This window comes from Lapidilactobacillus achengensis, assembly GCF_003946655.1.
Lineage (GTDB): Bacteria > Bacillota > Bacilli > Lactobacillales > Lactobacillaceae > Lapidilactobacillus > Lapidilactobacillus achengensis.
On the sequence record NZ_RHOV01000001.1, the window covers coordinates 156,476 to 179,868 of the forward strand.

The 23,393-nt window shown below is 51.7% G+C and carries 21 protein-coding genes; 3 read left to right on the forward strand and 18 right to left on the reverse strand.

Annotation, left to right across the window (positions count from 1 at the left end; genetic code table 11):
• Window positions 1–125: 125 nt before the first annotated feature.
• The 8 genes from aroC to EKM94_RS12705 all read right to left on the reverse strand — a co-directional run bounded on the left by aroC (window position 126) and on the right by EKM94_RS12705 (window position 7,965).
• Entirely contained in the window at window positions 126–1,361 is a 1,236-nt protein-coding gene (gene aroC / locus EKM94_RS00665) for a chorismate synthase (protein WP_125595948.1), read from the reverse strand.
• Window positions 1,355–2,545, reverse strand: a complete 1,191-nt coding sequence (aroB, locus tag EKM94_RS00670; RefSeq protein ID WP_125595951.1) for a 3-dehydroquinate synthase — start codon at window positions 2,543–2,545, stop codon at window positions 1,355–1,357. Before aroB ends, aroC begins: the two co-directional genes overlap by 7 nt.
• Window positions 2,538–3,596: a 3-deoxy-7-phosphoheptulonate synthase gene (gene aroF, locus EKM94_RS00675; RefSeq protein WP_125595954.1), complete on the reverse strand. Its 1,059-nt coding sequence runs from the start codon at window positions 3,594–3,596 to the stop codon at window positions 2,538–2,540. The genes aroB and aroF overlap by 8 nt, the downstream gene beginning before the upstream one ends.
• 9 nt (window positions 3,597–3,605) lie before the next feature.
• Complete coding sequence (locus tag EKM94_RS00680; RefSeq protein WP_125595957.1) at window positions 3,606–4,538, reverse strand: shikimate dehydrogenase family protein; 933 nt, start codon at window positions 4,536–4,538, stop codon at window positions 3,606–3,608.
• Window positions 4,528–5,763, reverse strand: a complete 1,236-nt coding sequence (pepT, locus tag EKM94_RS00685; protein ID WP_125595960.1) for a peptidase T — start codon at window positions 5,761–5,763, stop codon at window positions 4,528–4,530. Before pepT ends, EKM94_RS00680 begins: the two co-directional genes overlap by 11 nt.
• Window positions 5,764–5,906: 143 nt before the next feature.
• Window positions 5,907–6,722 carry a Nif3-like dinuclear metal center hexameric protein gene (locus tag EKM94_RS00690; RefSeq protein WP_125595964.1) on the reverse strand — a complete coding sequence of 272 codons (816 nt, stop codon included), beginning with the start codon at window positions 6,720–6,722 and terminating at the stop codon, window positions 5,907–5,909.
• A 22-nt stretch (window positions 6,723–6,744) separates the two neighbouring features.
• Window positions 6,745–7,476: a tRNA (adenine(22)-N(1))-methyltransferase gene (locus EKM94_RS00695; RefSeq protein WP_125595967.1), complete on the reverse strand. Its 732-nt coding sequence runs from the start codon at window positions 7,474–7,476 to the stop codon at window positions 6,745–6,747.
• A gap of 360 nt (window positions 7,477–7,836) precedes the next feature.
• Window positions 7,837–7,965, reverse strand: coding sequence for a hypothetical protein (locus tag EKM94_RS12705; RefSeq protein WP_263853204.1), 129 nt, complete (start codon window positions 7,963–7,965; stop codon window positions 7,837–7,839).
• A gap of 321 nt (window positions 7,966–8,286) precedes the next feature.
• On the opposite strand from EKM94_RS12705, the gene EKM94_RS00700 reads away from it, so the two are divergent.
• A complete protein-coding gene (locus EKM94_RS00700; RefSeq protein WP_125595970.1) occupies window positions 8,287–8,478 on the forward strand; it encodes a hypothetical protein in 192 nt (63 codons plus the stop codon).
• Window positions 8,479–8,593: 115 nt separating this feature from the next.
• Here the strand turns inward: EKM94_RS00700 and abc-f are convergent, their stop codons facing one another.
• Together abc-f and EKM94_RS00710 are read right to left on the reverse strand one after the other, a co-directional pair.
• The gene (gene abc-f / locus EKM94_RS00705) at window positions 8,594–10,174 is read right to left on the reverse strand and encodes a ribosomal protection-like ABC-F family protein (protein WP_125595973.1); all 1,581 of its coding nucleotides are present in this window, start codon (window positions 10,172–10,174) and stop codon (window positions 8,594–8,596) included.
• 497 nt (window positions 10,175–10,671) lie between these two features.
• On the reverse strand, window positions 10,672–10,854 hold the full coding sequence (locus tag EKM94_RS00710) for a hypothetical protein (protein WP_125595976.1): 183 nt from the start codon (window positions 10,852–10,854) through the stop codon (window positions 10,672–10,674).
• A 320-nt stretch (window positions 10,855–11,174) separates the two neighbouring features.
• Between EKM94_RS00710 and EKM94_RS00715 the strand changes: the two genes are divergently transcribed.
• Complete coding sequence (locus EKM94_RS00715; RefSeq protein ID WP_125595978.1) at window positions 11,175–11,429, forward strand: hypothetical protein; 255 nt, start codon at window positions 11,175–11,177, stop codon at window positions 11,427–11,429.
• A gap of 37 nt (window positions 11,430–11,466) precedes the next feature.
• Here EKM94_RS00715 and EKM94_RS00720 read toward each other — a convergent pair whose 3' ends face one another.
• The 6 genes from EKM94_RS00720 to EKM94_RS00745 all read right to left on the reverse strand — a co-directional run bounded on the left by EKM94_RS00720 (window position 11,467) and on the right by EKM94_RS00745 (window position 18,150).
• Complete coding sequence (locus tag EKM94_RS00720; protein WP_125595981.1) at window positions 11,467–13,824, reverse strand: YhgE/Pip domain-containing protein; 2,358 nt, start codon at window positions 13,822–13,824, stop codon at window positions 11,467–11,469.
• A 21-nt stretch (window positions 13,825–13,845) separates the two neighbouring features.
• Window positions 13,846–14,394, reverse strand: coding sequence for a TetR/AcrR family transcriptional regulator (locus EKM94_RS00725; RefSeq protein WP_125595984.1), 549 nt, complete (start codon window positions 14,392–14,394; stop codon window positions 13,846–13,848).
• Between the two features lie 98 nt (window positions 14,395–14,492).
• On the reverse strand, window positions 14,493–14,705 hold the full coding sequence (locus tag EKM94_RS00730) for a hypothetical protein (protein WP_125595987.1): 213 nt from the start codon (window positions 14,703–14,705) through the stop codon (window positions 14,493–14,495).
• Between the two features lie 19 nt (window positions 14,706–14,724).
• Entirely contained in the window at window positions 14,725–15,849 is a 1,125-nt protein-coding gene (gene rpoD, locus EKM94_RS00735; protein ID WP_125595990.1) for an RNA polymerase sigma factor RpoD, read from the reverse strand.
• A 65-nt stretch (window positions 15,850–15,914) separates the two neighbouring features.
• The gene (gene dnaG / locus EKM94_RS00740) at window positions 15,915–17,738 is read right to left on the reverse strand and encodes a DNA primase (protein WP_125595993.1); all 1,824 of its coding nucleotides are present in this window, start codon (window positions 17,736–17,738) and stop codon (window positions 15,915–15,917) included.
• Between the two features lie 85 nt (window positions 17,739–17,823).
• The gene (locus tag EKM94_RS00745; RefSeq protein WP_125595996.1) at window positions 17,824–18,150 is read right to left on the reverse strand and encodes a hypothetical protein; all 327 of its coding nucleotides are present in this window, start codon (window positions 18,148–18,150) and stop codon (window positions 17,824–17,826) included.
• A 624-nt stretch (window positions 18,151–18,774) separates the two neighbouring features.
• Here EKM94_RS00745 and EKM94_RS00750 point away from each other — a divergent pair.
• Window positions 18,775–19,638, forward strand: coding sequence for a GNAT family N-acetyltransferase (locus tag EKM94_RS00750; protein WP_125595998.1), 864 nt, complete (start codon window positions 18,775–18,777; stop codon window positions 19,636–19,638).
• A 255-nt stretch (window positions 19,639–19,893) separates the two neighbouring features.
• On the opposite strand, the gene glyS is transcribed toward EKM94_RS00750, so the two are convergent.
• A complete protein-coding gene (gene glyS, locus EKM94_RS00755; protein ID WP_125596001.1) occupies window positions 19,894–21,972 on the reverse strand; it encodes a glycine--tRNA ligase subunit beta in 2,079 nt (692 codons plus the stop codon).
• A gap of 1 nt (window position 21,973) precedes the next feature.
• Window positions 21,974–22,882: a glycine--tRNA ligase subunit alpha gene (glyQ, locus tag EKM94_RS00760; protein WP_125596004.1), complete on the reverse strand. Its 909-nt coding sequence runs from the start codon at window positions 22,880–22,882 to the stop codon at window positions 21,974–21,976.
• Between the last annotated feature and the right edge of the window lie 511 nt (window positions 22,883–23,393).

Consider the following 23,393-nt stretch of genomic DNA (forward strand, 5'->3'; position numbering starts at 1 on the left):
AAGGTTGTTCTGAATCATCAAGCCAGGATCATTGGCAGTCGACAACCAGCGGCCCAGTAAGCTAGCGCTGGCGGGCGGGCCTGACGCAAGCGCAAGCCGCCAGTTGGACACCGACGAACCAAGCGCTACTTATCAAAGAATTCCGCTTTGGTCGTCGTTAAGTAGTGCTGATAGGCCGCCTGGATCCGACCAAACTCATCGCCGCCAAACATTTCGCAAAAAGCCTGCATCAACACGATCGCGGTCATACTCTGGGCGATCACCGCAGCGGCAGGGACAGCGGTCACATCCGCGCGTTGCACCGTGGCCCCAGTGGCGCGCATCGTGCGTAAATCAACGGTGGGCGCGCCTTGAGGTTGTGTGGGAATCGGCTTCATCACCAAATCGATCACCAGGGGTTGGCCGTTCGTCATGCCACCTTCCAGGCCGCCTTGATGATTGCTGGCCCGAGTGAAGCCATTTTCGGTGGCTAGAATTGGGTCCAATGTCGCGCGCCCCAGCTGTTCGCCTAGCGTGAAGCCGCCACCGAAACTGACCCCTTTGATGGCGTTGATACTCAATAGCGCTTGGGCCAAGCGACCGTCAAGTTTGGTGTCGGCGGCCACATAAGAACCTAAACCGATCGGCAAGCCTTGAACGACCACTTGCAAGCGGCCGCCTAATGTGGTCGCCGCGGCTTGCGCTTGATCGATCGCCGTCCGCATGGCGGTGCTGGTCGCCGGATCAATTGTGCGCACAGGATCGGCGGCCACTTGTTGCTGGATTTTAGCGAAAGCGGTCAAACTTTGCGGCGCGCTGACCGCACCACGCGCTTGCCGGGCGGCCGTGACGGCACCGATCCCGCTGACCCAGCCCAAAATCTCGATTCCAAACGCTTGCAAAAACTGACGACACAAACTGCCGACGGCGACGCGCATGGCGGTTTCCCGCGCGCTGGCCCGTTCCAAAACATTGCGCAGATCTTGCGTTTGCGCGTATTTCAGCGCCCCACTAAGATCCGCATGACCGGGGCGCGGTTGACTGATCGTCCGTTTCCGTCGCGCGGCCGAGCTAGTTTGACCGCTGGCGTCATTTTCCGCCGTGGGCCATGGCGCCATCACGTCTTGCCAATTGGTAAAATCTCGATTGGGCAGTAGCAGGCCAATCGGTGAACCCAGCGTCCGACCAAAGCGCAACCCGCTGATAACTTCCACCTGATCGGTTTCGATCTGCATGCGCCCGCCTCGACCGTAACCCTGTTGCCGTTGCGCCAAATCTGCCCATAAGGTTGTGCGCGATAAAGGCACATTGGCTGGGAAACCGCTAATGATCGCGGACAGATATGGGCCGTGGGATTCACCCGCTGTGACATAATTCAACATTTTGACCATCCTAACCAGTCCCCTAACGCCGCTAATGGGACTCGATGCAGATAGGGTTGACCCCAATCCCGCAGTAAAACCAGCTCAACTTGACCGGCGGCGACTTTCTTGTCCAGCGCGATCTTCGCCAACAATTGCGCTGGCGTCATCGCGGCCGGGATCGCTGTGGGCAACTGCAACGCCGTCAACGTCGCGCTGACGGTCGTCAGAACCGCCGGAGCCAGCAACCCATGGGCGACGGCTGCGGTCAGAATACTCACCATGCCAATACTGACCGCTTCGCCATGACGCAATTGCCCCGCGGCCAAAGCTTCGACAGCATGGCCGACGGTATGGCCGAAATTCAAATAGCGGCGTTCGCGAAAATCGTAAAAGTCGCGGGTAACCAAGTCGGTTTTCACCTGAGCGCCCTGGCGCACTAATGGGGCGATCAAGGCCAACAGCGCCGGGTCCCCTTGCTTGATACCAGCGCCTAAACCAGCGTTCAAGCTGGTCAAATGGGTCTGCGCTTGATCAGGCTGAGCGCCGATCAACAGGCACTTGATCATTTCCGCCAAGCCACTGCTGATTTCTCGCGGTGGCAGACTGGTCAGAAACACCGGATCACTGAACACCGCCTGGGCCGGATAAAAGCTACCGATCAAGTTCTTCGTTTCCGCGAAATCAACCGCCGTTTTACCGCCCAGGCTACTGTCACCTTGGGCCACGACAGTCGTTGGGAGTTGGATCAGACCCATCCCCCGCATATAGGTGCTGGCCACAAACGCGCCAAGATCACCGATCACCCCACCACCTAAGGCAATCAAGACATCTTGGCGGGAAAATTCGTTTCGGCGCAAAACCTGATAAAGCGTGCTGGCGGTCGTTAAATTCTTGCTGGCCTCACCAGCGGCGATAACCTGCGTGATCACCGTCAACCCAGCCGCGGTCAGCTCAGTGACCAAGGAACGCAAATAAAGCGGCGCCACATTGTCGTCGCTTAAGAGCAAAATTTTTCGCGCCGCGGTCGTTTGTAGAAATGGCCGTAACTGCTGACGCGCGCCAGGTCCCAAGGTGATCTGGGTCGTTTTGTCCGCCAGCGCCAAGGTCCATTGGCTCAATTCAGTGGCACCAACCGTTGCCGGCGCCGCGCTGGACTTGGCCACGGGTTGAAGTTGAGAAGCACCGTCATTGGGCTTAGTCATGATCAACAGGTGCCGTAGTGGCAGTGGACTGCGCCGGCGTCTGCAGGTCTGATGTTAGCGGTTGTTGCAGCAAGGCGTGGATCTGTTGAACTTGTTGCACCAAGGGCGCGAACTGCGCTGGCGTTAATTGTTGCGCCGCGTCGGACAAAGCCTTGGCGGGATCTTGATGAACTTCGACCAACATGCCTTGGGCGCCAGCGGCCACGCCAGCCTTAGCCAACGGCGCAACCAGATCAGCGTGACCAGAAGCGTGGCTAGGGTCAACAATCACCGGATAGTGGCTGAGTTTGCGTAAGACCGCAATGCCGCCGACATCCAAAACATTGCGCGTATAGGTACTATCAAAGGAACGGATTCCCCGCTCGACCAGCATGATCTGTAGATTGCCCTGGGCCGCGATGTACTCCGCCGCGTTCAACATTTCATCGATTGTCGCAGCCAGGCCCCGTTTCAGCGCGACAGGTTTCCCCGCCTTACCCACGGCCTTTAATAGGTCAAAGTTCTGCATATTGCGCGCCCCGATTTGGAAAATATCCGTGTAAGGCGCGGCGACGGCGATTTCATCGATCGACATGACCTCGGTGATCACATCCAGACCCTGTTGATCCGCCGCGGCGCGTAAGTAGCGCAACCCGGTTTCCCCTAGGCCTTGAAAGTCATAAGGTGAGGTCCGCGGTTTGTAGGCGCCACCACGAATCACCGTGGCGCCCGCCGCTTTGACCTTCGCGGCTAAATCAGTGATCATCGCCTGGTTTTCCACAGAACAAGGGCCCGCCATCACCGTGAATTGCTGCCCACCGATCCGGTTATGCGCAGTTTGGATAATCGTGTCCTCCGGATGAAAAACCCGACTTCCCAAGACATACCGTGGTTGTTCGGTGATCACGTCCGCGATGGCTGCCTGCTCTCGCGGCGTTAATTCCAAATGGGCCACATCAAAGATAACCAAATGATTTTTAACCAAGATGCCATGATAATGAGCATCCTTGAGTTTACGCAAAATCTCTTGGAGGACCGCTTGATTCACTGGTTGTTTAAATTGAATAATCAAAGTAAAACCTCACTTTATTTTTAAATAGTCTCGCAATTGGGTCAAGGGTAATTCTTGCCCCGTCCACGTTTGAAAGGCCGCGTCCGCTTGATATAGCAACATGGCTAGGCCATTATGCGTCGCCAAACCACAGGCGGCCGCTTGGGCCAACAACTTGGTCTGGCGCGGTGAATAGATCACATCCCACACACTGGCCGTCGCCGGCAACTGCCGCAAATTGGCCAAGGCTAAGGGACTCTGGTTCTGGTGAGCGCCAAAACCAAGATCAGTGGCGTTGATCACCAAATCGACCTGTGACCACGCGACCTGATCCAATTGGGCCCAATCCATCACGGCAACTGTCGCCGCGCCTAATTCCGCCACCAATTCCTGTAATTGGCGAAAATGAGGCCGTTGCTGGCGCTGGAAAACTTGTAACTGCGCCACCCCGGCTTGCACCAAGGCCACCAAAATCGCCCGCGCCGCCGCGCCGCCACCCAACAACACGATTCGACTACTGGTCGTGGTGATCCCCGCAGCCTGTAACCCACGAACAAAACCGATGCCGTCCGTATTCGTGCCGACGAGCTGACCCGCCGAATTGGTCACCGTGTTGACCGCGCCAATTAATTGAGCCGTGGGCGTCAGCACGTCTAAATCAGGCAAAATCGTCTCCTTATCTGGCAGCGAAAGATTACAACCGCTCAAATTCAAGGCCCGGATACTTGTCGCTAACGCCGCGCCTGAATGGTTCCCACTGTCAAACGCCAGATAAACCGCGTTAAGTTGACGCGCCGCAAAGCCTTGATTATGCAGCCATGGTGATAAACTATGATGAGCTGGATGAGCCAACAAACCATAAACCTGCGTGGCCGCATCGATCGGCATAGCCAGCGGTTTGGCGGCCAGACCTGCGTTAGCCGCGCCGGCCATCGCCTTGCTTTCAGCTGGCTTATTGGGCATTCAATTCACTGATCTTCAAGATCACGTCCACCGCTTTTTCCATCACTTGTAACGAAACGAATTCGTAACGGCCGTGCATATTCTCGCCGCCTGCGAATAAGTTAGGCGTTGGCAAGCCCATGAAGGAGATCTTGGAGCCATCGGTGCCACCGCGAACAGGTTCTTCATCAGGCGTGATTCCTAGGGCAACCATCGCTCGCTCCGCCAATTCAACCACGTCCATATGGTCCTTCATCACTTCGACCATGTTGTAATATTGGTCATACATCTTCACTTGAACACGTGGTTGGGCAAATGGTTCGTTCAATTTCGCCGCGATTTTTTCCACCAAAGCCTTGCGCCGCGCCAAACCGTCGCGTTCAAAATCCCGAATGATATAGGACATTTTCGCTTCGTCAACGGTTCCATTGAAGCTCAACAGATGGAAAAAGCCCGCCCGTCCGTCCGTTTTTTCTGGGACTTCCGCCGCTGGTAAAGCGTTTTGGAAATCGATTCCCAGTTGTAAGGCATTGACCATGATCCCCTTGGCCGTGCTAGGATGCACGTTTTTGCCGGCGATAGTAACTTCTAAGGCCGCGGCGCTAAACGTCTCGTACTCCAACTGACCTTCGGGACCGCCATCAACGGTATAAGCGAAATCAGCGTTAAAATCAGCCACATCAAACTTATCGGCTCCGGTCCCGATTTCTTCATCAGGCCCAAAACCAACCTTCAAATCACCGTGCTTGATCTCCGGATGGGCCAGCAAATACGCCAGCGCGGTCATGATCTCGGCCACCCCTGATTTGTCATCGGAACCAAGCAGCGTACTGCCATCGGTGGTGATCAAAGTATGCCCCGCATAATGGGTCAGCGCCGGAAATTCTGCCGGATCCAAGACATAGTTGCCAGCCGCATCAAGCGGAATGATGGCTTGACCGTCATAATTCTCCACGATTTGCGGGGCAACCCCTTCCGCGTTGAAATCAGCGGTGTCCACATGGGCCAAGAATCCGATCGTGGGCACTTTTTTGGCTTGGTTACTTGGCAAAAGCGCAGTCACGTAGCCATTAGTTTCGTTATACTTTACTTCCGCCAAACCCAGATCCTTTAATTGCTGGACCAACTTGTTTAGAAAAACGACCTGACGTTCCGTTGAAGGAATTGTCGTCGAATTTTCGTCTGAGCGGGTATTTTCTTTCACGTAACTGAGGAATAAAGGGAGTAGCTCTTGATATTTTGTCATGGGAAAACCTCCAAATTTTTTAAACGTGTTCGCCAGCCCAGCTTCTTCCGCTTAGCTACGCAACTATTCTGGGGGCATAAACCAGCCTCCAAAATAGTTGCTAGGCTAATGCTCGGAAGCTAACCGGGGTAGCTCACACTCTGCTAAATAAATTGAAACGGATCGGTACTCAATTGGGACGAACACACGCTGAGTTGCCAGTTGTTGGCCTGGGCCCACTGGCTGATCAGCGGCGGCAGTTTGGTCTTGATGACCGCTTCGATGTGATGTCCGGGATCGATCACCGATAAACCATGGGCCAACATATCGTGCGCGGTATGATAATAAACATCACCGGTGATCAACACTTGCGCGCCTGTCCCAGCCACCGCCGGATAAAACTTACCACCGTCACCACCAATGATCGCCACCTGCTCCACCAATTGGTCGGGCTGGTGCGTGATCAAGCGTAAACCAGCGACCTGAAATTTGCTTTTGCAAGTCACCGCAAACTCACGGACCGTTTGCGCTTGCGGCAAACGCCCGACCACACCCAAATATGCCGCCAATTGGGGCTCGGCTTTCGGACGCGGATTGAACGCCCGCAACTCAGTCAAACCCAGAACTTCGGCCAGCCACGTATTCATGCCGCCACTGACCTCATCGAGGTTTGTATGCGCCGCAAAAACACTGATGTCATGTCGCAATAACGTGGCGTACATGGCGTTTTGCGGATCCGCCAGATCCAAATTGACCGCGGGATGGAACATCATTGGGTGATGGGCGATGATCAAATCGACCTGGGCCGCCACCGCCTCAGCCACAACTTCGGGCCGCACGTCTAACGTGACCATCACTTTGTGGACCACTTGCTCCTGCCGTCCTAACTGCAATCCCACAGGGTCATGCGGTTCCGCATAGGCCGGTGGCGCTAATCGTTCCATTTCAGTGATCAATTGTTGCACAGTTGGTGTGCTCATCAGTGCCCTCCTTGACAAAAAATTATTTTCGCGGTTGGACTTGTTCGAGCCCGGCTTCGATCAAAGTGATCTCGCGTTGCAAGGCCGCCAATTTCTCCAGCGGCAAGGTTTGTGCCTGTTGTAGTTGACGCACCAATTTCTGTCGTTGCGCTAATTTGAATTGCCAGTAGCGCACAAACGTTGGCTCTGCCCCGGCCTGAAGCAAGCAAGGCCCCATCAACGCTTCGAGGTCGGTATATTGCAGCGGTTCCTTGCTGGGCTGCGCCTGCATCATCTGATAGCAGTGCCCATCGTCAAACACGATTTTCTCCGCGGTGATCCGCCATTGATGGGCCGCCAGCCATTGCCGCACCTCGGCCACATTTTGGTTCGGTTGTAAGACCAGCCCCGCTAAACTAGCGACCGTCGCCGCACTGCGGGCTAAGATCTGCGTGATCAAAAAACCACCCATTCCCGCCAAAACCGCGCATTGCATCTGATCGGCAGGCGCAATAGCCGCCAACCCATCGGCCAAGCGCACCGTGATCCGCTCACTTAAGCCCGCGGCGGCCACGTGTTCCTCCGCAATGGCGAAAGGTCCCGGGATCACTTCGCCAGCCACCCCTTGCTGCAATTGACCGATCTCGGCCAAATAAATCGGCAAATGGGCATGATCGGAGCCAATATCAGCGATGCGCGACCACGGCGCCGTCAAATCCGCGACAGCCTGTAAACGTCTTGATAATTTTTGGATCGCAGTGACCTCCTTCAGCATTTCAATTCTTCAGACAAGTTGGGACTCGTCAGTTGATAATATCCCTATTATAGCAATTATTCCGCTTTGAAAAAACCTCCCGCAGGCGCAAATCTTGAGGTTGCTGGTGGGAAAAACGAAGCTCCGATTAAAATTAGCTGGGGATTGGGCGGGAATTGCTGTTTAGTGGGCTTTTAGTTCCCTGTTTTGATCTATCGCCTAATTGCAGGTTTTGGTGGGTGTTGCGCGTGAGCGCAACCGGCTGGGACTGCTGTTGCGGACTGGAAACGTGCTCCGCGCAACTGACTTCTGTGCTTAGCTACGCTCTTGTTCCGGAAGCGAAGGACGCTTCCAAAACAAGAGCTAGGCTAATGCTCGAAGTCAACCCGTTGCGCTACGCACTCTGTTTCGAACGTGGTGGGCGTCGTTTGAAGCCAATCCGCAAAGGGCGCGGCTTGTCTTCAAATCGAGCCTTGTCCTAAGCGGCAAAGCCGCCAAGGACAATTTCACCACTGAGCCGCGCAGTCCCAGCCGGTTGCTGAACAGAATTGAGCCTATCTGCAATCGAAGTTGGGTATCTGACGAAGTGCTTTTGCAAGCAAGAGGTCAAAACAATTACCCACTTATGGGGTGGTACGGCAATACTAACTGATTTGGATCAAGCGGTCGGGCTATTTTGCGCAGGCTGAACAGTTCTACTTGTTTCTTTAACATTCCCTGGGTGAAAACCGACCAATTCAACCGACTGATCAAGAACTTGCCTCAGTTCAGCAAGCAGACTGCGCTGGTATCACCAAATTAAAGCTTGCAACCACTAACCATGGCCGTCATTTGCGTGAAACCCCATCAATTGGCGATAGCTTGTCAGTCGGCGGGAGTGCTCAAACGGCTGTTAAAACGTTGAGCGGCTGGAGCGGAGAAATTCGGGGTGAGATCGCCGTGTCGTTATTCTTAGCGGCTTTGCCGCTTAGAATAAGGCTCAGCTTTGAGATTTTCGGCGCCCTTCCGAAAAGCTCAAAGTGATGCCCACAGCGAGCTCACCCCGAATTTCGCAGCGCAAGCCGCGGCCAACCTACTTTTGTCTGCGAAGTGTCGTGTTCCACCACTCCAGGTCTGCTGAGCTACGCAACCAAACTTTTTATAAGATCGGCATCGTCGTCATTTGCTGGATCTGCTGATCTTTGATCAACAAATACTGATCGAAATTCTGTTCCAGAAAATAGCGATCATGACTGATGGCCAGCAAAGTCCCCTGATAATCATGGATCAACTGCTCGATTTCCTCTTTCGCTTCAATATCCAAATGGTTCGTCGGTTCATCAAGGATCAACAAATTGACCGCTTGCTGCGCCAATTTCGCCAAAACTAACCGCACCGTTTCGCCGCCGGATAAATCTTGCAAGCGTTTGGTCACTTCTGATGCGGGAAAGCCATAGCGAGCCAGCAAGCGTCGCGCCGGTTCCTCGGCACCCATGAAGCCCATCGCATAGGCTAACAAGCGTTGTTGCGGTTGCGCAAAGCGGATATGCTGCGGCAAATAACCGATCTGCAAACTGGCGCCGCGCTTCAACTCGCCGTCCGCCAGTTCATGTTGCTGTAAGATCGTTTGAACCAGCGTGGTTTTGCCGGCGCCATTATCACCTAGCAGGGCCACCTTATCACCACGATAAATGGCAAAATCGCTGTCAGCGAAGAGTAACTTCTCCCCTGCAAAACAGCCGATTCCCCGTGCCAACAGGACTTCATTGCCCGAACGCGAGCTAGCGCTGAGTTTCGGGACGGGTGGCGTTTGCGGCTGCGGTCGCTTGATCACGGTGAGCCGTTCCAAACGTTTGGCCACTTCCTTAGCCTTCTTGAAGAATTTCGGATTATCACTTTCCACGCCCCACTGGCGATATTGCCGAATCAAACGTTGCAGTCGCTTGATCTCTTTTTGCTGCAAATCATAGTCTTTTTGCAATTTTTCCAACTCGGCCTGCTTCAAGAAGCGAAAACGCGAATAGTTGCCAGGGTAACTCTTCAACTGACCGTCCTCAAGTTGGTACGTCTTGGTCGTGACGTGATCAAGAAAAGCGCGGTCATGGGAAATGACCAGAAAGGCCGCTTTGGTATGCTTCAAAAACTCTTCCAGCCATAAAATCCCGGCCAGATCCAAGTGATTGGTTGGTTCGTCTAGTAAATAAAGATCGGCCTCCTGAGCCAAGGCCTTGGCCAGCTCGACCTTCACTTTCTCGCCCCCGCTAAGCTGATCCAGCGGCGCTTCAGCCAAATCGCCTAAGCCGACCCCCTTCAAAATACTTTGCAGGCGCTCCGCTAAGGTATAACCGCCGGCGGCCTCATAATCCTCCTGAACGCGACTGTATTTGGGCAGAATCGCGGTTAGATCTTGTTGCGGATCGGTCATCAACTTTTCATAGTAATGAAGTGTTTCACTGAGTTGGCTGATCTGACTGAAATTCCGGAGTAGATAAGTCATCACACTGACGGATTCATTGGCGGTTTGTTGCTGAACGTAACCGATGCGCAAGCCTTTCTGTTGGCTCACACTGCCCGCATCCACCCCTTCAATCCCCAGTAAAACCTCGAATAAGGTTGTTTTGCCGCTACCGTTGACGCCGATCAAGGCAGACTTCTCGCCAGGTTCCAGTTGCAGGTTTAAATGGTCTAAAATCGGATAATTGCTAAAACGTTTGGTAATGTCATTTGCTTGTAAATACATAGTTGGACTCCTTATCCCAGCCCACAAAAAAAGTCATGAAGCGAGATTCATGACCTAAAAAGCCGTAACGGCGTTTTCAAATTGAGGGACATTGGTCATTTTCTTCGTGTTGGTTTGCTTAAAAAAGGATAGACTGGTAGCGTTGTTGGCCCACAGTCGAACACGATCGCATGACAAAAACTGGTGTAGGCACCGATCAAATTGCGTGGTTGTAGGGTTTCTGACATGCTGACCATCGAACTGTCCCTCCTCTCTAATAAAATAATAATTTAATTGTACGCTATTGGGCCTACTTCTGGCAAGCCCTTCGGACAATTTGCCCGCGGCTGAGCTGTTGGTACGTTGCAGATAAAAGTAGGTTGGCCGCGGCTTGCGCTGCGCGTGGCGTTGGTGGTGGGCAGATGTGGTGGGGCTCCAGGTCGGGCTGGGGGTGGTGGAACGCGGCGGGCACGATTTTGAGCTTTTCGAAAGTGCGCCGAAAATCTCAAAACTCGGCCTTATTGTAGGCGATAAATCGCCAACAATAATATCGCGGCTGACTCACCCCCAACCCGACCTTCCGCCAACAAACAAACGGACCACCAACGCCACGCTTCGCTCCAGCCGCTCAACGTTATAACAGACGTTTGAGCACTCACGCCACTCGGCAAGCTATGGTCAATTGATGAGAAGCCACGCAATTGACGACCGTGGTTAGTGGTTACAATCTTTAAATTGGTGACACCAGCGCAGTCTGCTCGAGGAACTGAGGCGATTTCTGGATGAACCAGCTGAGTGGGTTGTTTTCATCAATGAACTGTTAAGGAAACAAGCAGAGCTGTCAGCCGACACAAAATGTCCCAACCTCCCGATCCAAATCCGTTGGTGTTGCCGTACCACCCCAAAAAGTGGACGATTATTTTGACCTCTAGCTTGCCAAAGCACTTCGTCAAATCCTTCGCTTCGATTGCAGATAGGCGCAATTCTGCCTAGCAACCGGCTGGGACTGCGCGGCTCAGTGGTGAAATTGTCCTTGGCGGCTTTGCCGCTTAGGACAAGGCTCGATTTTGAGACAAGCCGCGGGTTTTACGGATTGGCTCAAAACGATGCCCACCACGTTCCAGTCCGCATCAGCAGTCCCAGCCGGTTGCGCTCACGCGCAACACCTACCACACCCGCAATCAAGCGCAGAACCTTGGTCCCAATATCGGCCGACAAAAAAATCACCGGACCGCGAACGGCCGGTGATCTCATGATAATTTTGCAAAAATTTTGACTAGTGATTTAGAACTTCGGTGAACTTCAAAAGTTGCCTATTGTTCAACTTCTTGCAATTTCTGATTGTCGTCTAATTGCGAGACACCCATCAGATGCTTCTTTTGCAAATGATTCATTACTAACCATAACAGTGCTAGGAAGATCACGCTGACCAAGATCAGGAAGAAGATCGCGAAGTTGACTGTTCCACCGTTGATGCCGCTGGTGATGGCTTGACGGAAGCCCATGATCGAATAACTCATTGGTAGGAATGGATGGATCACGTTATAGAAGTGGTTGGTAATCTGCATTGGGAAGGTCCCGCCGGCGCCACCTAATTGAAGCATCAGGAGGATCATCGCGAAGAACCGACCTGGGTTGTCCAGCCACATGGACAGGAACATGATCAGGTACATCGAGGCCATCGCGAACAACCAAGCAATCAGGTAGAACAAGCCGACGTGATCAACTTGTAAGCCGAATGCCATGATCAAGCTCGCTTCAACCAAGGCCATCCCGGTCGCGACAACGGCGCCAATGGTAATTTTACTGAAGAACCATTGTGTGGCCGTGCCGTCTTTCTTGGAAACCTTACGAATCGGATAAGCGAAGTTAAAGACTAACGCGCCGACGTACAGGGCCAAGGACAAAACATATGGCGCTAAGGCGTGACCATAATTGGCAACTTTACTGTAATAAGTATGAGTTGTCTTGGTTGGCGCCGCGAACATTTCCGCGGTTTCGTTGCTCAACTTGATGCCATTGACTTCTTTGGCGCCATCGCCCAATGATGAGGACAAGGTTTTGCTGCCAGATTGAAGCTTGTCAGCACCGGAAGTCAATTGATCGTTCTTGGCGGTCAGTTGAGTGGTGCCCGCTAACAATTGGTTGACGCCACTGGTCAAAGTTGGAATTTGACCATTCAAGGTGGTCAAACCACTAGCCAATTGACTGGAACCACTGGTCAACGCGCTGCCGTTAGCCGCCAATTGTTGGCCACCAGCGTTCAGTTGGTTGACACCAGCAATCAACGCGGGCACGCTGGCATTCAAGCTGTTCAAACCTGTATCTAACTGGCTAGCACCAGCTTTCAGCTTCGGTCCATTGGTCTTCAAGGCCGCGATCCCAGCGTTCAAAGCTGGTAATTGCGCTGCCAATTTTTGGGCTGAGGCTAGGTTTGCTGCACTCAAAACTTTGGTGTCGATCGTTGTTAACGCCGAACTCATGCCTTGGAGCAGTTGAGTAGTAGCCTGGGCTTCGCCATTGCGAACCTGAGCCAGGCCATTATAGGATTGCTTCATTGCGGTCAGGCCGCCCTGAATTTGAGCCTTACTCTGTTGCGAAAGATTCGGGTCGGCCAACCCTGCGTTGATGGCAGCCTCGCCCTGTTCAAAAGCCGCATTGGCCTTCGCGACGCTTGTCTGATTCTCCTGCAACGCGCTACTCAACTTCGTGATACTGCTTTTCGCAGTGGTCAACTGAGTTTGGAGTTGACCCGCTTGTTGGAGCATACTGGTCAACGGCGTTAAGCCATTCAGTATCTGGGTCGTGCCGTCAACGTATTGGCTGACGCCGGCGTTTAAGGATTTGCTGCCTTGAGCTAATTGCGCGACGCCTGTCTTCAAGGTACCGGTTTGGCCATTCAAGGTGTTTAAGCCGGCGGCAACTTTGGCGGTGCCACTAACATAAGTTGTTAACCCACTATTCAGTTGGTTAGCGCCAGTGGCCAATTGTTGCACGCCGCTGGACAATGGCTTGACCTTCAGGCTCATGGTTTGGATGCCATCATGAACTGTGGACACCCCGACAGTGTATTGGTTAACGCCGTCGTCCAAGGTCACCAACCCGTCGTTCAATTGGGTCGCACCCTTGGCCGCGGTTTTCATCCCTTTGCCCACCAATTTGACTTGGTCGAACAAAGCGCTGGCATAAGCGTTGGTCACATTGGCGCGAATTTCTTTGTCCAACGTGGACACCCCAACGCCGGAAATAACTTGACTCAGGTAGTTCAACGAATCATTGGTTTCATACTTGAGTTGCATTTTCTTAGGATGTTCATCAAGAACCGTTGCCGCATTGGCTGAAAAGTTCTCAGGAATCGTGACGACCGTGTAATATTTGTTGTCCTTCATCCCTTGTTTAGCCTGCTTGGCGCTAACAAAATGCCAGCCAAGTTCTTTGTTCTTGCGCAACTTCTTCTCGGTTTCTTGACCGACATTCATCGTTGTGCCGTTATATTTGACTGCCTGATCGTTATTGACCACCGCGACCGGCAGATCCTGAGTACTGCCATAAGGATCCCAGACCGACTTCAAGAAGAAGATCGCGTACAAGAAGGGAATCACCATAATGACCAGTACCGATAATAAAATCAATTTATTTTTCTTAATAAAACCAAATTCGTCCTTAACCATTTGAAAAAACACGTCCTCCCGCTAGGAAATGACCTCTCCTAGGTATAAATCGATCAATTGTTGGAACGACCGGTGCTGCTCAGCGCCGACCTTGTTTAAAAAACCCATGATTTCGATCACCGTATAACCCATCACGCTGCTAATGAAGGCCTCTTCAAAAGCGTCGTTGTCCATTTGTTTGAGCTTGATGTGCCGAATCACTCGTCGCAATAGATTTAAGACCCGTCCAGTTTCTTGGACAAAGGGACTCTCTTCAGAATAACGATGGACATAATACAGTAACTGCACCATCGGTCCTTGCGATTCGAAATAATCATGAGCGATATTGGCATATCCGCGAAGCGCGTCCTTGCCGGAGATCCCGGTCAAATTTTCCGTCATTTTCAAATACAAGGTCTTCATGAAAGTCGCCCCCATATCTTCGATCACCGCATCGATATTCGCATAATAGTTATAAAGCGATTGCGAACGAATATCGAGTTTCCGCGCTAAACTCCGAAATGACAATGTCGGAAAACCGTTCTCTTCGACAATTTCCTGAGCCGTGGCCATAATCTTTTCTTTACTCATATCACGCTGCTTTGCCACAAGTAATCACCCGCCTTTTTCCCTTGGTGTGCCACTATTATTACTACAGTTTTGAATTATATTACGACACTGTGCATTAGTCAACCTACATCTTGTAGTTTTTTAACTGCTAAGCCAACTTTATTTTCTTGAAGCGTTTCCATTATGATGCCACTGGGATTTGCTTTCTTGAAAGAATTTTTGCCGTCTTTCTGGCGGATGCGCGATGCCGAACGCGACCATTGAAAGTGACTTGGACGCAAAAAAAGCAGTGACACCAGGATTGCCTGGCGCCACTGCTGATGATGATTCAATTGACGTTGCTGTTCATGCTTATTCCAAAAAGTCTTTCAGTTGATTAGACCGTGATGGATGCCGCAATTTCCGCAGCGCTTTAGCTTCGATTTGGCGAATCCGTTCCCGCGTCACACCAAAGACTTTGCCCACTTCTTCCAGCGTCCGTGTTCGGCCGTCGTCAAGACCAAAGCGTAACCGCAAGACATTTTCTTCGCGGTCGGTCAAGGTATCCAGCACACTCTCTAATTGTTCTTTGAGTAACTCATAGGAAGCGTGATCTTCAGGGCTGGTCGCGTCCGCGTCTTCAATAAAGTCACCTAAATGAGAATCGTCCTCTTCGCCAATTGGGGTTTCCAACGAAACCGGTTCTTGGGCGATTTTCAAAATCTCACGAACTTTCTCCGTAGGCATATCCATTTCGGCGCCGATTTCTTCTGGTGTCGGTTCCCGTCCTAGATCTTGCAGCAATTGACGCTGGATCCGAATCAGTTTATTGATGGTTTCCACCATATGCACCGGAATCCGAATGGTCCGCGCTTGGTCGGCGATGGCACGGGTGATGGCCTGACGGATCCACCAAGTCGCGTAGGTGGAGAACTTGAAGCCCTTGCGGTAATCAAATTTCTCGACGGCTTTCATCAAGCCCATGTTGCCCTCTTGGATCAGATCCAAGAACTGCATCCCGCGCCCAACGTAACGCTTGGCAATGGAAACAACCAACCGCAAGTTAGCTTCGGCGAGCCGTTGTTTCGCGATTTGGTCGCCTTGTTCGATTTTAAGCGCTAAGGCGACTTCTTCTTCTGCTGTCAGTAAAGGGACCCGCCCGATTTCTTTCAGATACATCCGCACGGGATCGTTGATCTTAACCCCGGTCGGCGCTGATAAATTGGCCATTTCCTTCTTCGTGACGGTCTTTTGCTTCTTGAGGGATAATTCGCTGGGGTCACCATTCGCATCAACGATCGCAAAACCCTTGTCTTCCATTTGTTGCAATAATTCTTCAACAGCCTTGTCCTCCAACTGATAAGGTTGGACGATCTTGCTGACCAATTCATCATTGGTCACCTCTTTATCGGCTTTGTGCGCCGCGATCAAGTTCTTGATTGCGGTTTCCAATTTAACATCGGGTTGTTGGACTGTTTTTTTCGTGCTCTTTGCCATCAATTCTACCCCCATTTTAACTAGTAAACTCACTTATAAAATTCGTGCGGCATAACTGAATCTGTTTAAATCAACTGTCTTTTCAGATTCAGCACCTGATTGAGCCAAACCATTTCCGCCTCTTCGTCGCCGACCTCGGTGGCGTGTTGCACATTTTGCTGAGCGGCGACGAGGGCTTGTTTGATTTTGGCCTGAATGATATTGCGCTGATAATCATCGATTTCTCCATCGGAGACCTCGTCAGGCACTTCCATCATCTCGATCTCCATCAACAAGTTCTGCAGATCCGGACTCAGCAGATCAACGAAGGCCGACAACGAATGACTGCCGGCACTCTCCGCGTAATCCCGCCAAGCCTCGAATAAGGCCTGGATCTGTTCATTATTGAAATGAAAATCATCATCGGCGGCCAACCGCGCCAAGAGACTATCTTGGCGGATCGCCAGATAGAGCAGCCGCCGTTCAGAGATCGCCGCGCCATCCAGTTTCGTTGACAACGCTGGCGTCGGTGGTTGCTGCGCGGTTGGTGGCGCCACCTCACGCGTTTGCCGTTGTTGCGCTCGTTGTTGGCGATGAAATTGCCGCGCCGCACCTTCGAATTCTTGATGAAGCGCCGTTAAATCAACGTTACCTTGCCGCGCCACCTGTTTCAAATATAGATCTTGTTCCACGGCGGACGGTAATTTGACCAGTTCCTGCAAGGCTGCCTGGACATAGGCCAACCGATCCGCGTCTTGATTTAAATTATACCGCCGCGCCAGTTGCGCCAAGGTGAACTGGATCGGAGTTTGGACATGATCCTGTAATTGCTTTTGAAACGCCAGCGCCCCGTACTTTTTAACGAACTCGTCAGGGTCCTTTTGCTCGGGCAAACTGACCACACCGACTTCAAAATCAGTCTCTTTCAACAGTTGTAGCGCTGCCGCCGAGGCGTGCTGACCGGGATCGTCACCATCATAACAAACGATCAGTTTCTTCGCCGCACGGGACAACAGATACAGCTGTTGGCTGGTCAGGCTGGTTCCCATGGAAGCGACGCCGTTCTTGACACCCGCCCGAAAAGCCGTGATCACATCCATGAAGCCTTCAAACAGGATCGCCGTTTGTTCCTGACGAATCACCGGTCGAGCCTGAGCGAAATGATACAACGTTTCCCGCTTCTGAAAAAGCTTCGTCTCCGGAGAATTCAAGTACTTCGGTTCATGCTCTTTCTGACTAAGGATCCGCCCGGAAAATGCAATCACATTGCCATTTTGATCTTGGATCGGGAACATCACCCGATCCCGAAAGCGATCGATCAAAGTGCCATCCTCGCGCTGCGCGAAGAGCCCGGAACGCACCAATAACTCCCGGGAAACCTGACGACTGGTCAGGAAATCCAATAACACATTAGCCTGTTGCGGCGCGTAGCCCAAACCGAACTCACTGATCGCCTCATCGGTCATTTCGCGCTGATGTAAATAAGTCAACGCGCCCTCACCGACTTGAGTCTTGGTCAGAATATGACTGTACAGCACCTGCGCGTCCTGATACAACTTCTGCAATTGCCGCGTTTCCGAATGCTGATCCTGCTGATTAGCGGCGACCACATTCTCTGGCAAAGGTAAATCGCTGAACTCGGCGACCTTAATGACCGCTTCTGGGAAAGAAATCTGTTCCAGCTCCATCAAAAACTTAAAAACATTGCCACCGCGATGACAACTGAAACAATGGAAGATCTGCTTCTCTTCATTGACTGAAAATGACGGCGTCCGTTCCTCGTGAAAAGGACACAGACCAAACAAATTCTTGCCCGACTTGTGTAACTGGACAGTTTGGCCAATCAAATCAACGATATTCGTCTTGGAGCGCACCATGTCGATGTAGCTCTCGGGAATCTTCGTTGCCATGATCTTCACATCCTTTCCTCGTAACTCATAAGCAAGAAATAGGCTGACCACAATCTGTTCGCCAGCCTAGACACACTTATACAACTTATAATTTAACATAAAATCGTGAGAACTTCAAATGTGGTGCTTGCGGAAAATTTTGGCTAGCTGGGCAACTACGCCGACTTAGGTTGGCCGCAGCTTGCGCTGCGAAATTCGGGGTGAGCTCGCTGTGGGCGCTGTTTTGAGCCAATCCGCAAAGTACGCGGCTTGTCTCAAAATCAGGCCTTGTCCTAAGCGGCAGAGCCGCCAAGGACAATTTCACGGCGATCTCACCCCGAATTTCTCCGCTCCAGCCGCTCAACGTTATAGCAGCCGTTTGAGCACTCACGCCATCTGGCAAGCTATGGTCAATTGATGAGGATTCGCGCAATTGACGACCGTGGTTAGTGAGCCAAGCTTTAAATTGGTGACTCCAGTGCAGTCTGTTTGATGAACAGAACTAGTTCTCGGTGAATTAACTGAATTGATCGGCTTCCACCAGTGGATTGTTAAGAAAACGAGTAGAGATGTTCAGCCTACGCAAAGTATCCCGGTCTCCTAATCCAAATCAGTTAGCATTGCTGTACCACTCAAAATGGGCAATTGTTTGACTTCTGGCTTGCAAAACCACTTCGTCAAATCCTTCGCCTTGATTGCAGATAGGCTCAATTCTGCCTAGCAACCGCCTCAGGACGTGTGGCTCAGCGGTGAGATTATTCTTAGCGATTTATCGCTTAGAATAAGGCCTGATTTTGAGACAAGCCGCCGGGCTTGCGGATTGGCTCAAAACAGTGCCCACCGCGTTCCAGCCACGACAAACGTCCTGAGGCGGTTGCGTCCACCCCCAAACCCACCCCACATGCAATCAGGAAAGAAATTAGAACGAAAATTGCTTTTTGCAAAGCCACGCAAATAAATTTTCTGAAAGATCATCCTCTTTACAAATAAATTTGCCTCTCTGCCACCGTGGCGCTAAACTAGGAATCATCATACTAGGTTAAGATGGGGGCGTAGAATGCTAAATTTTCAAATTTCAACCCAGCTCAGCGAACAACAGACTGAAGAAATCGGGGACTTGATCGCCCAGTGTCATCTTTATGATGGCGGCGCCAAAGATCCTTATTTGGATAATCGCTTTAACTATTTTCAGGAAATGCCTTGGGTTGCGTTGGCGATCAGTGACCAGCACGTGGTCGGCGTGGCCACGATCTACGCCGACGCCAAACCACCAGAGGAAACGGAAATGGCGGTTTTTGTGCTTCCACAGAAGCGGCGTCAAGGGATCGGCCAGCAGTTATGCGAACTTTGTCAAACAACGTTGCGTCAATTTGGCTATGAGCACTGGGAATATTGGACGGAACTGGCCTTTTTAAACAGGGAGCCTGATTTTTTAGCTGCGATTGGGTTAACGGCGGATCCGGATTGGGAAATGCAAATGGTACGCCCGCGACAAAAAACACTGGTCCTCCCTGTGCGCGCCGATACTGTTTTACGACCACTAAGTACTGATGAGATTCCCAACGTTTTGCCGATCTACCAGGCAGCCTTCCCAGAAAACACCATGGACAGTACCCGCCAATATCTGTTGGGTTGCCTGCAGGATCAACAAAATGACTTTCAAGTTCTTTGGCAGGGGCAAGAACCGCTGGGTGCTTGCGCCATTAAGTTGGATGGGGACAGCGCTTATCTATTCAGTTTGTTCATCAGCCCGGAGCGGCAAGGTCGCGGCTGGGGCACTTATTTGCTTAACCAATTATGCCTAACCTATGATCAAATCCCGTATTTACGCTTAGGTGTGGAGGCCAGCAATGCCCGGGCCCATCAGTTATATGAAAATGCCGGCTTCCAAGTCGAAACCACAGTGATTTACTTAAGCTGACGTACTTACACGGCGCCAAGTGTACAAACCGACCCAGGTAGTGCTTGAGCATGTTTCAAAATCAGCGCGCTCCTTTCGAATTGACCTTTCACGCGCTTTTGGTTAAAAACGTTCCCTAGTTGCTAGCGTTACCGTTATTAACGATATTCCACCAATCAAAAACCGCTCCTCAGCCGCGCGTCAGAAAATCAGCGTGTTACTGAAAAGCGGGTTTTATATTTTTAGTCGGTCAACCGTAGTTTAAAACAGCCGCGCCTATTTGACGACTAATTCTTGCAGATCACCGAAAATCGTGATCAGCTTCTGCAGGATTCGCAATTGGTTCAAGCGATTATTCCGCACTTGCAGATCGTCAGCCATGATCATATTTTCTTCGAAATAGTTTTCGATCAGCGGGCGTAGATCACGGAGCGCTTCATAATTTTGTTCAACCGTTTGGTGGGCGAAATGGCCGCGGATCTGGACCACAGCGTCATACAACACCTGTTCGGAGGGGTTCTCAAACAAGGCGGGATCGACGGACAACTCACTGGATTTGGCGTCGGTTTGCTTGGTCAAACGCAAGACCCGAGTCAACGCTTCGATGGTTTCCTTGAAGTCATCATCGTGGCGGTGCTCGTTCAGAGTCTCGGCCACCTCGTTGATCGTGGTTGGATCGATCGCGTTGGAATCAGCCAAGGCTTCCACGAAGTCATGGCGGAAATTCTTCTCACTGAACAATTGACGCATTCGGTCGGCGAAGAAATGCCGCAGTTCGGCGCCGTTCTTTAGCCAGTCCAGCTTGAAGGTCAAGCCCCGGTCGGCCAAAACTTGTTCGATTTCGGCTTGTAATTTGCCTAAGGAAAGGTGCCATTGGTTGGCCAACAGGATCCGGACTACGCCGTAAGCTTGCCGCCGCAGCGCGTAAGGATCGTTGGAACCATTGGGAATCATTCCCACCACGAAGAAGGCCAGCGTGCTGTCGAGTTTATCGGCGATCGCCAAGGTGGCGCCAACTTTCGAAGCGGGCAAGGCGCCTTCCGCGGAGATCGGCAAATAATGTTCGCGGATCGCTTGGGCGACGGCGTCATTTTCACCGAAAATCTTCGCGTAGATCTCCCCCATCGTGCCCTGTAATTCAGGGAACTCACCGACCATGCCGGTCACCAGATCAAACTTGTAGATTCGACTGGCCCGATCCAAATCAGCCATCTCTTGCGCGCTTAAGCCAAATAAATGGCCTAGGCTTTGGGCAATGACATTGACCCGCTGCATTTTCTCATAGAGCGTGCCAATCTTGTCGTGGAAGGTGACCTTCTTCAATTTCGCCACATAAGCGTCGATCGACAGCTTCTGATCCTCTTCGAAGAAGAAGCGAGCGTCATCTAAACGCGCAACCAGCACTTTCTCGTTACCAGCAATGACATTGTCTAGATGTTCGCGATTACCATTGCGAACCCCGATAAAATCAGCGGCTAACTGGCCGTTTTGGTCACGCACGTAGAAATAGCGCTGGTTATCCTTCATCGAAGTGATCAAAACCGGTTCAGGAACGGCCAAGTATTTGGGATCAAAGTGGCCAGCGAACGCCGTTGGGTATTCCACCAAGTTGACCACTTCTTCCAACAGATCAGGGTCAAGATCAACTTGCCAATCATTGTCGCTAGCGATGGTTTGAATCTGAGCCTCGATCAAGGCCTGCCGGCGCGCCAAATCCGCGATCACTTTCTCTTGGGCCAAGTCTTGTTCATAATCAGTCGCCGTGGCGATTGTCACCGGTTGCCCCAAGAAACGATGGCCCTGGGAAACGCGGCCAGCGGTGACGTCTAACAGACTCATCGGAATGATTTGATCATCCAGCAGACTGACCAACCAGTGGATCGGCCGAATATATTCGAAGTGATTCGTGCCCCACTTCATCCGCGTTGGGAAGGTCAGGCCTTTGACCACCTCGATCAATTCTGGCAAGATTGCGGCGGCGGGTTGACCCACCGTCTTTTTTTCAACGAAGACATAATCAACGCCCTTGAAGTCTTTGAAGGTGATTGCGCTGGGATCAACGCCCTGACCCCGAGCAAAACCAAGCGCCGCCTTGCTGAACTCGCCATCAGGTGTCAAGGCGATCTTCTTAGCGGGACCTTTGACTTCTTCAACTTGGTCGGGCTGTTCTGTCGCCAGATCCCGCACCAAGACAGCTAAACGCCGCGGTGTCGCGAAGACCTCGATCCGCGCAAACGCCAAATGCTGGTCGTTCAAAAAAGCGGCCGTTTTGGTCTTCAGTTGTTCCACACTTGGGCGCACAACATGGGCCGGCATTTCTTCCAAACCAATTTCTAATAAATAATTTGCCGTCATTTTAGTTTTCCTCCCCAGCGTTTGCTTGAGCATGTTCCAATAATGGGAAGCCCAGTTTCTTCCGTTCTTCCACGAAGGCCTTGGCGATCTTGTGCGCCATACTGCGGATCCGTGCTAAATAGCCGGCCCGTTCGGTCACGGAAACGGCACCGCGGGCGTCCAACAGATTGAAGGTATGGCTACATTTCAGCACGTAATCATAGGCAGGATGGACCAGCCCTAATTTGATCAACCGCAGCGCCTCTTTTTCATAACTGTTGAAGAAATTCAGCAACATTTCCTGGTCGCTCTCTTCAAAAGCGTACTTTGAGTGCTCGTATTCTGGTTCCTTGAAAATATCGCCGTAGAGCACGCCATCGCCCCACTGCAAATCGAAAACGGAATTGACGTTTTGGATATAAGAAGCCAAACGTTCGACCCCATAAGTGATTTCAGACGTGACCGGATCAACGGTCAGTCCCCCGACTTGTTGGAAATAGGTGAACTGCGAAACCTCCATGCCATCCAGCCAAACTTCCCAACCAACACCGGCACAACCCATTGACGGATTTTCCCAGTTGTCTTCAACGAAACGAATATCATGTTCCAAGGGCTCGATCCCCAGCTCCCGCAAGCTATCCAAGTAATATTCTTGGATATTCTTCGGTGACGGCTTCATGACTACTTGAAATTGATGATGCTGAAACAAGCGGTTCGGATTCTCGCCATAACGCCCATCTGCCGGCCGCCGTGATGGTTCCACATAAGCCGCGTTCCAAGGTTCTGGCCCGATCGCCCGCAGGAAAGTATACGGCGACATCGTACCCGCACCTTTCTCATTATCATAGGCCTCCATCAACATACAACCCTTTTTCGCCCAAAATTGTTGCAACGTCAAGATCATCTCTTGAATATTCAACTGTTTGACCATTTCCTCACCTCATCGTTAATTGTCCATCCGCCTTAAGCGTTCCCGGAACATAAAAAAATCCCTATGCGGCTACACTGGTAGCCACATAGGGACGATTATTTTCGCGGTTCCACCCTAATTTAGATGCGTACATCTACACTTCATTGCTTAACCGCTCCTAGGCGCCAGATAGCGTGACTGTGCCCTTTCACTGTCGGCACTCGCTGGGTACGCTGATTGACCTGATCATTGCGGTGGTATTAAGTTACGACTTATGATAGCCCTAAATTTGTGAAATTGCAAGAGTTAAAATTAATGGCGGAGTCGATAATTGCCGGTTTAGCAAGGTGGAAAGTCGCTTGGCCGCGGCTTGCGCTGCGCGGGGCGTTGGTGGTGGGCAAGTGTAGTGGGGCTCCAGGTCGGGCTGGGGGTGGTGGAACGCTGCGGGCACGACTTGAAGCTTTTCGGAAACCCGCCGAAAATCTTCAAGCTCGGCCTTATTGTAGGCGATAAATCGCCAACAATAATATCG

Coding starts and splice junctions, on each gene's coding strand:
- aroC (WP_125595948.1), bottom strand. CDS start 1,361: ATGTTGAATTATGTCACAGCGGGTGAATCCCACGGCCCATATCTGTCC.
- aroB (WP_125595951.1), bottom strand. CDS start 2,545: ATGACTAAGCCCAATGACGGTGCTTCTCAACTTCAACCCGTGGCCAAG.
- EKM94_RS00680 (WP_125595957.1), bottom strand. CDS start 4,538: ATGCCCAATAAGCCAGCTGAAAGCAAGGCGATGGCCGGCGCGGCTAAC.
- pepT (WP_125595960.1), bottom strand. CDS start 5,763: ATGACAAAATATCAAGAGCTACTCCCTTTATTCCTCAGTTACGTGAAA.
- EKM94_RS00690 (WP_125595964.1), bottom strand. CDS start 6,722: ATGAGCACACCAACTGTGCAACAATTGATCACTGAAATGGAACGATTA.
- EKM94_RS00695 (WP_125595967.1), bottom strand. CDS start 7,476: ATGCTGAAGGAGGTCACTGCGATCCAAAAATTATCAAGACGTTTACAG.
- abc-f (WP_125595973.1), bottom strand. CDS start 10,174: ATGTATTTACAAGCAAATGACATTACCAAACGTTTTAGCAATTATCCG.
- EKM94_RS00720 (WP_125595981.1), bottom strand. CDS start 13,824: ATGGTTAAGGACGAATTTGGTTTTATTAAGAAAAATAAATTGATTTTA.
- EKM94_RS00725 (WP_125595984.1), bottom strand. CDS start 14,394: ATGAGTAAAGAAAAGATTATGGCCACGGCTCAGGAAATTGTCGAAGAG.
- rpoD (WP_125595990.1), bottom strand. CDS start 15,849: ATGGCAAAGAGCACGAAAAAAACAGTCCAACAACCCGATGTTAAATTG.
- dnaG (WP_125595993.1), bottom strand. CDS start 17,738: ATGGCAACGAAGATTCCCGAGAGCTACATCGACATGGTGCGCTCCAAG.
- EKM94_RS00750 (WP_125595998.1), top strand. CDS start 18,775: ATGCTAAATTTTCAAATTTCAACCCAGCTCAGCGAACAACAGACTGAA.
- glyS (WP_125596001.1), bottom strand. CDS start 21,972: ATGACGGCAAATTATTTATTAGAAATTGGTTTGGAAGAAATGCCGGCC.
- glyQ (WP_125596004.1), bottom strand. CDS start 22,882: ATGGTCAAACAGTTGAATATTCAAGAGATGATCTTGACGTTGCAACAA.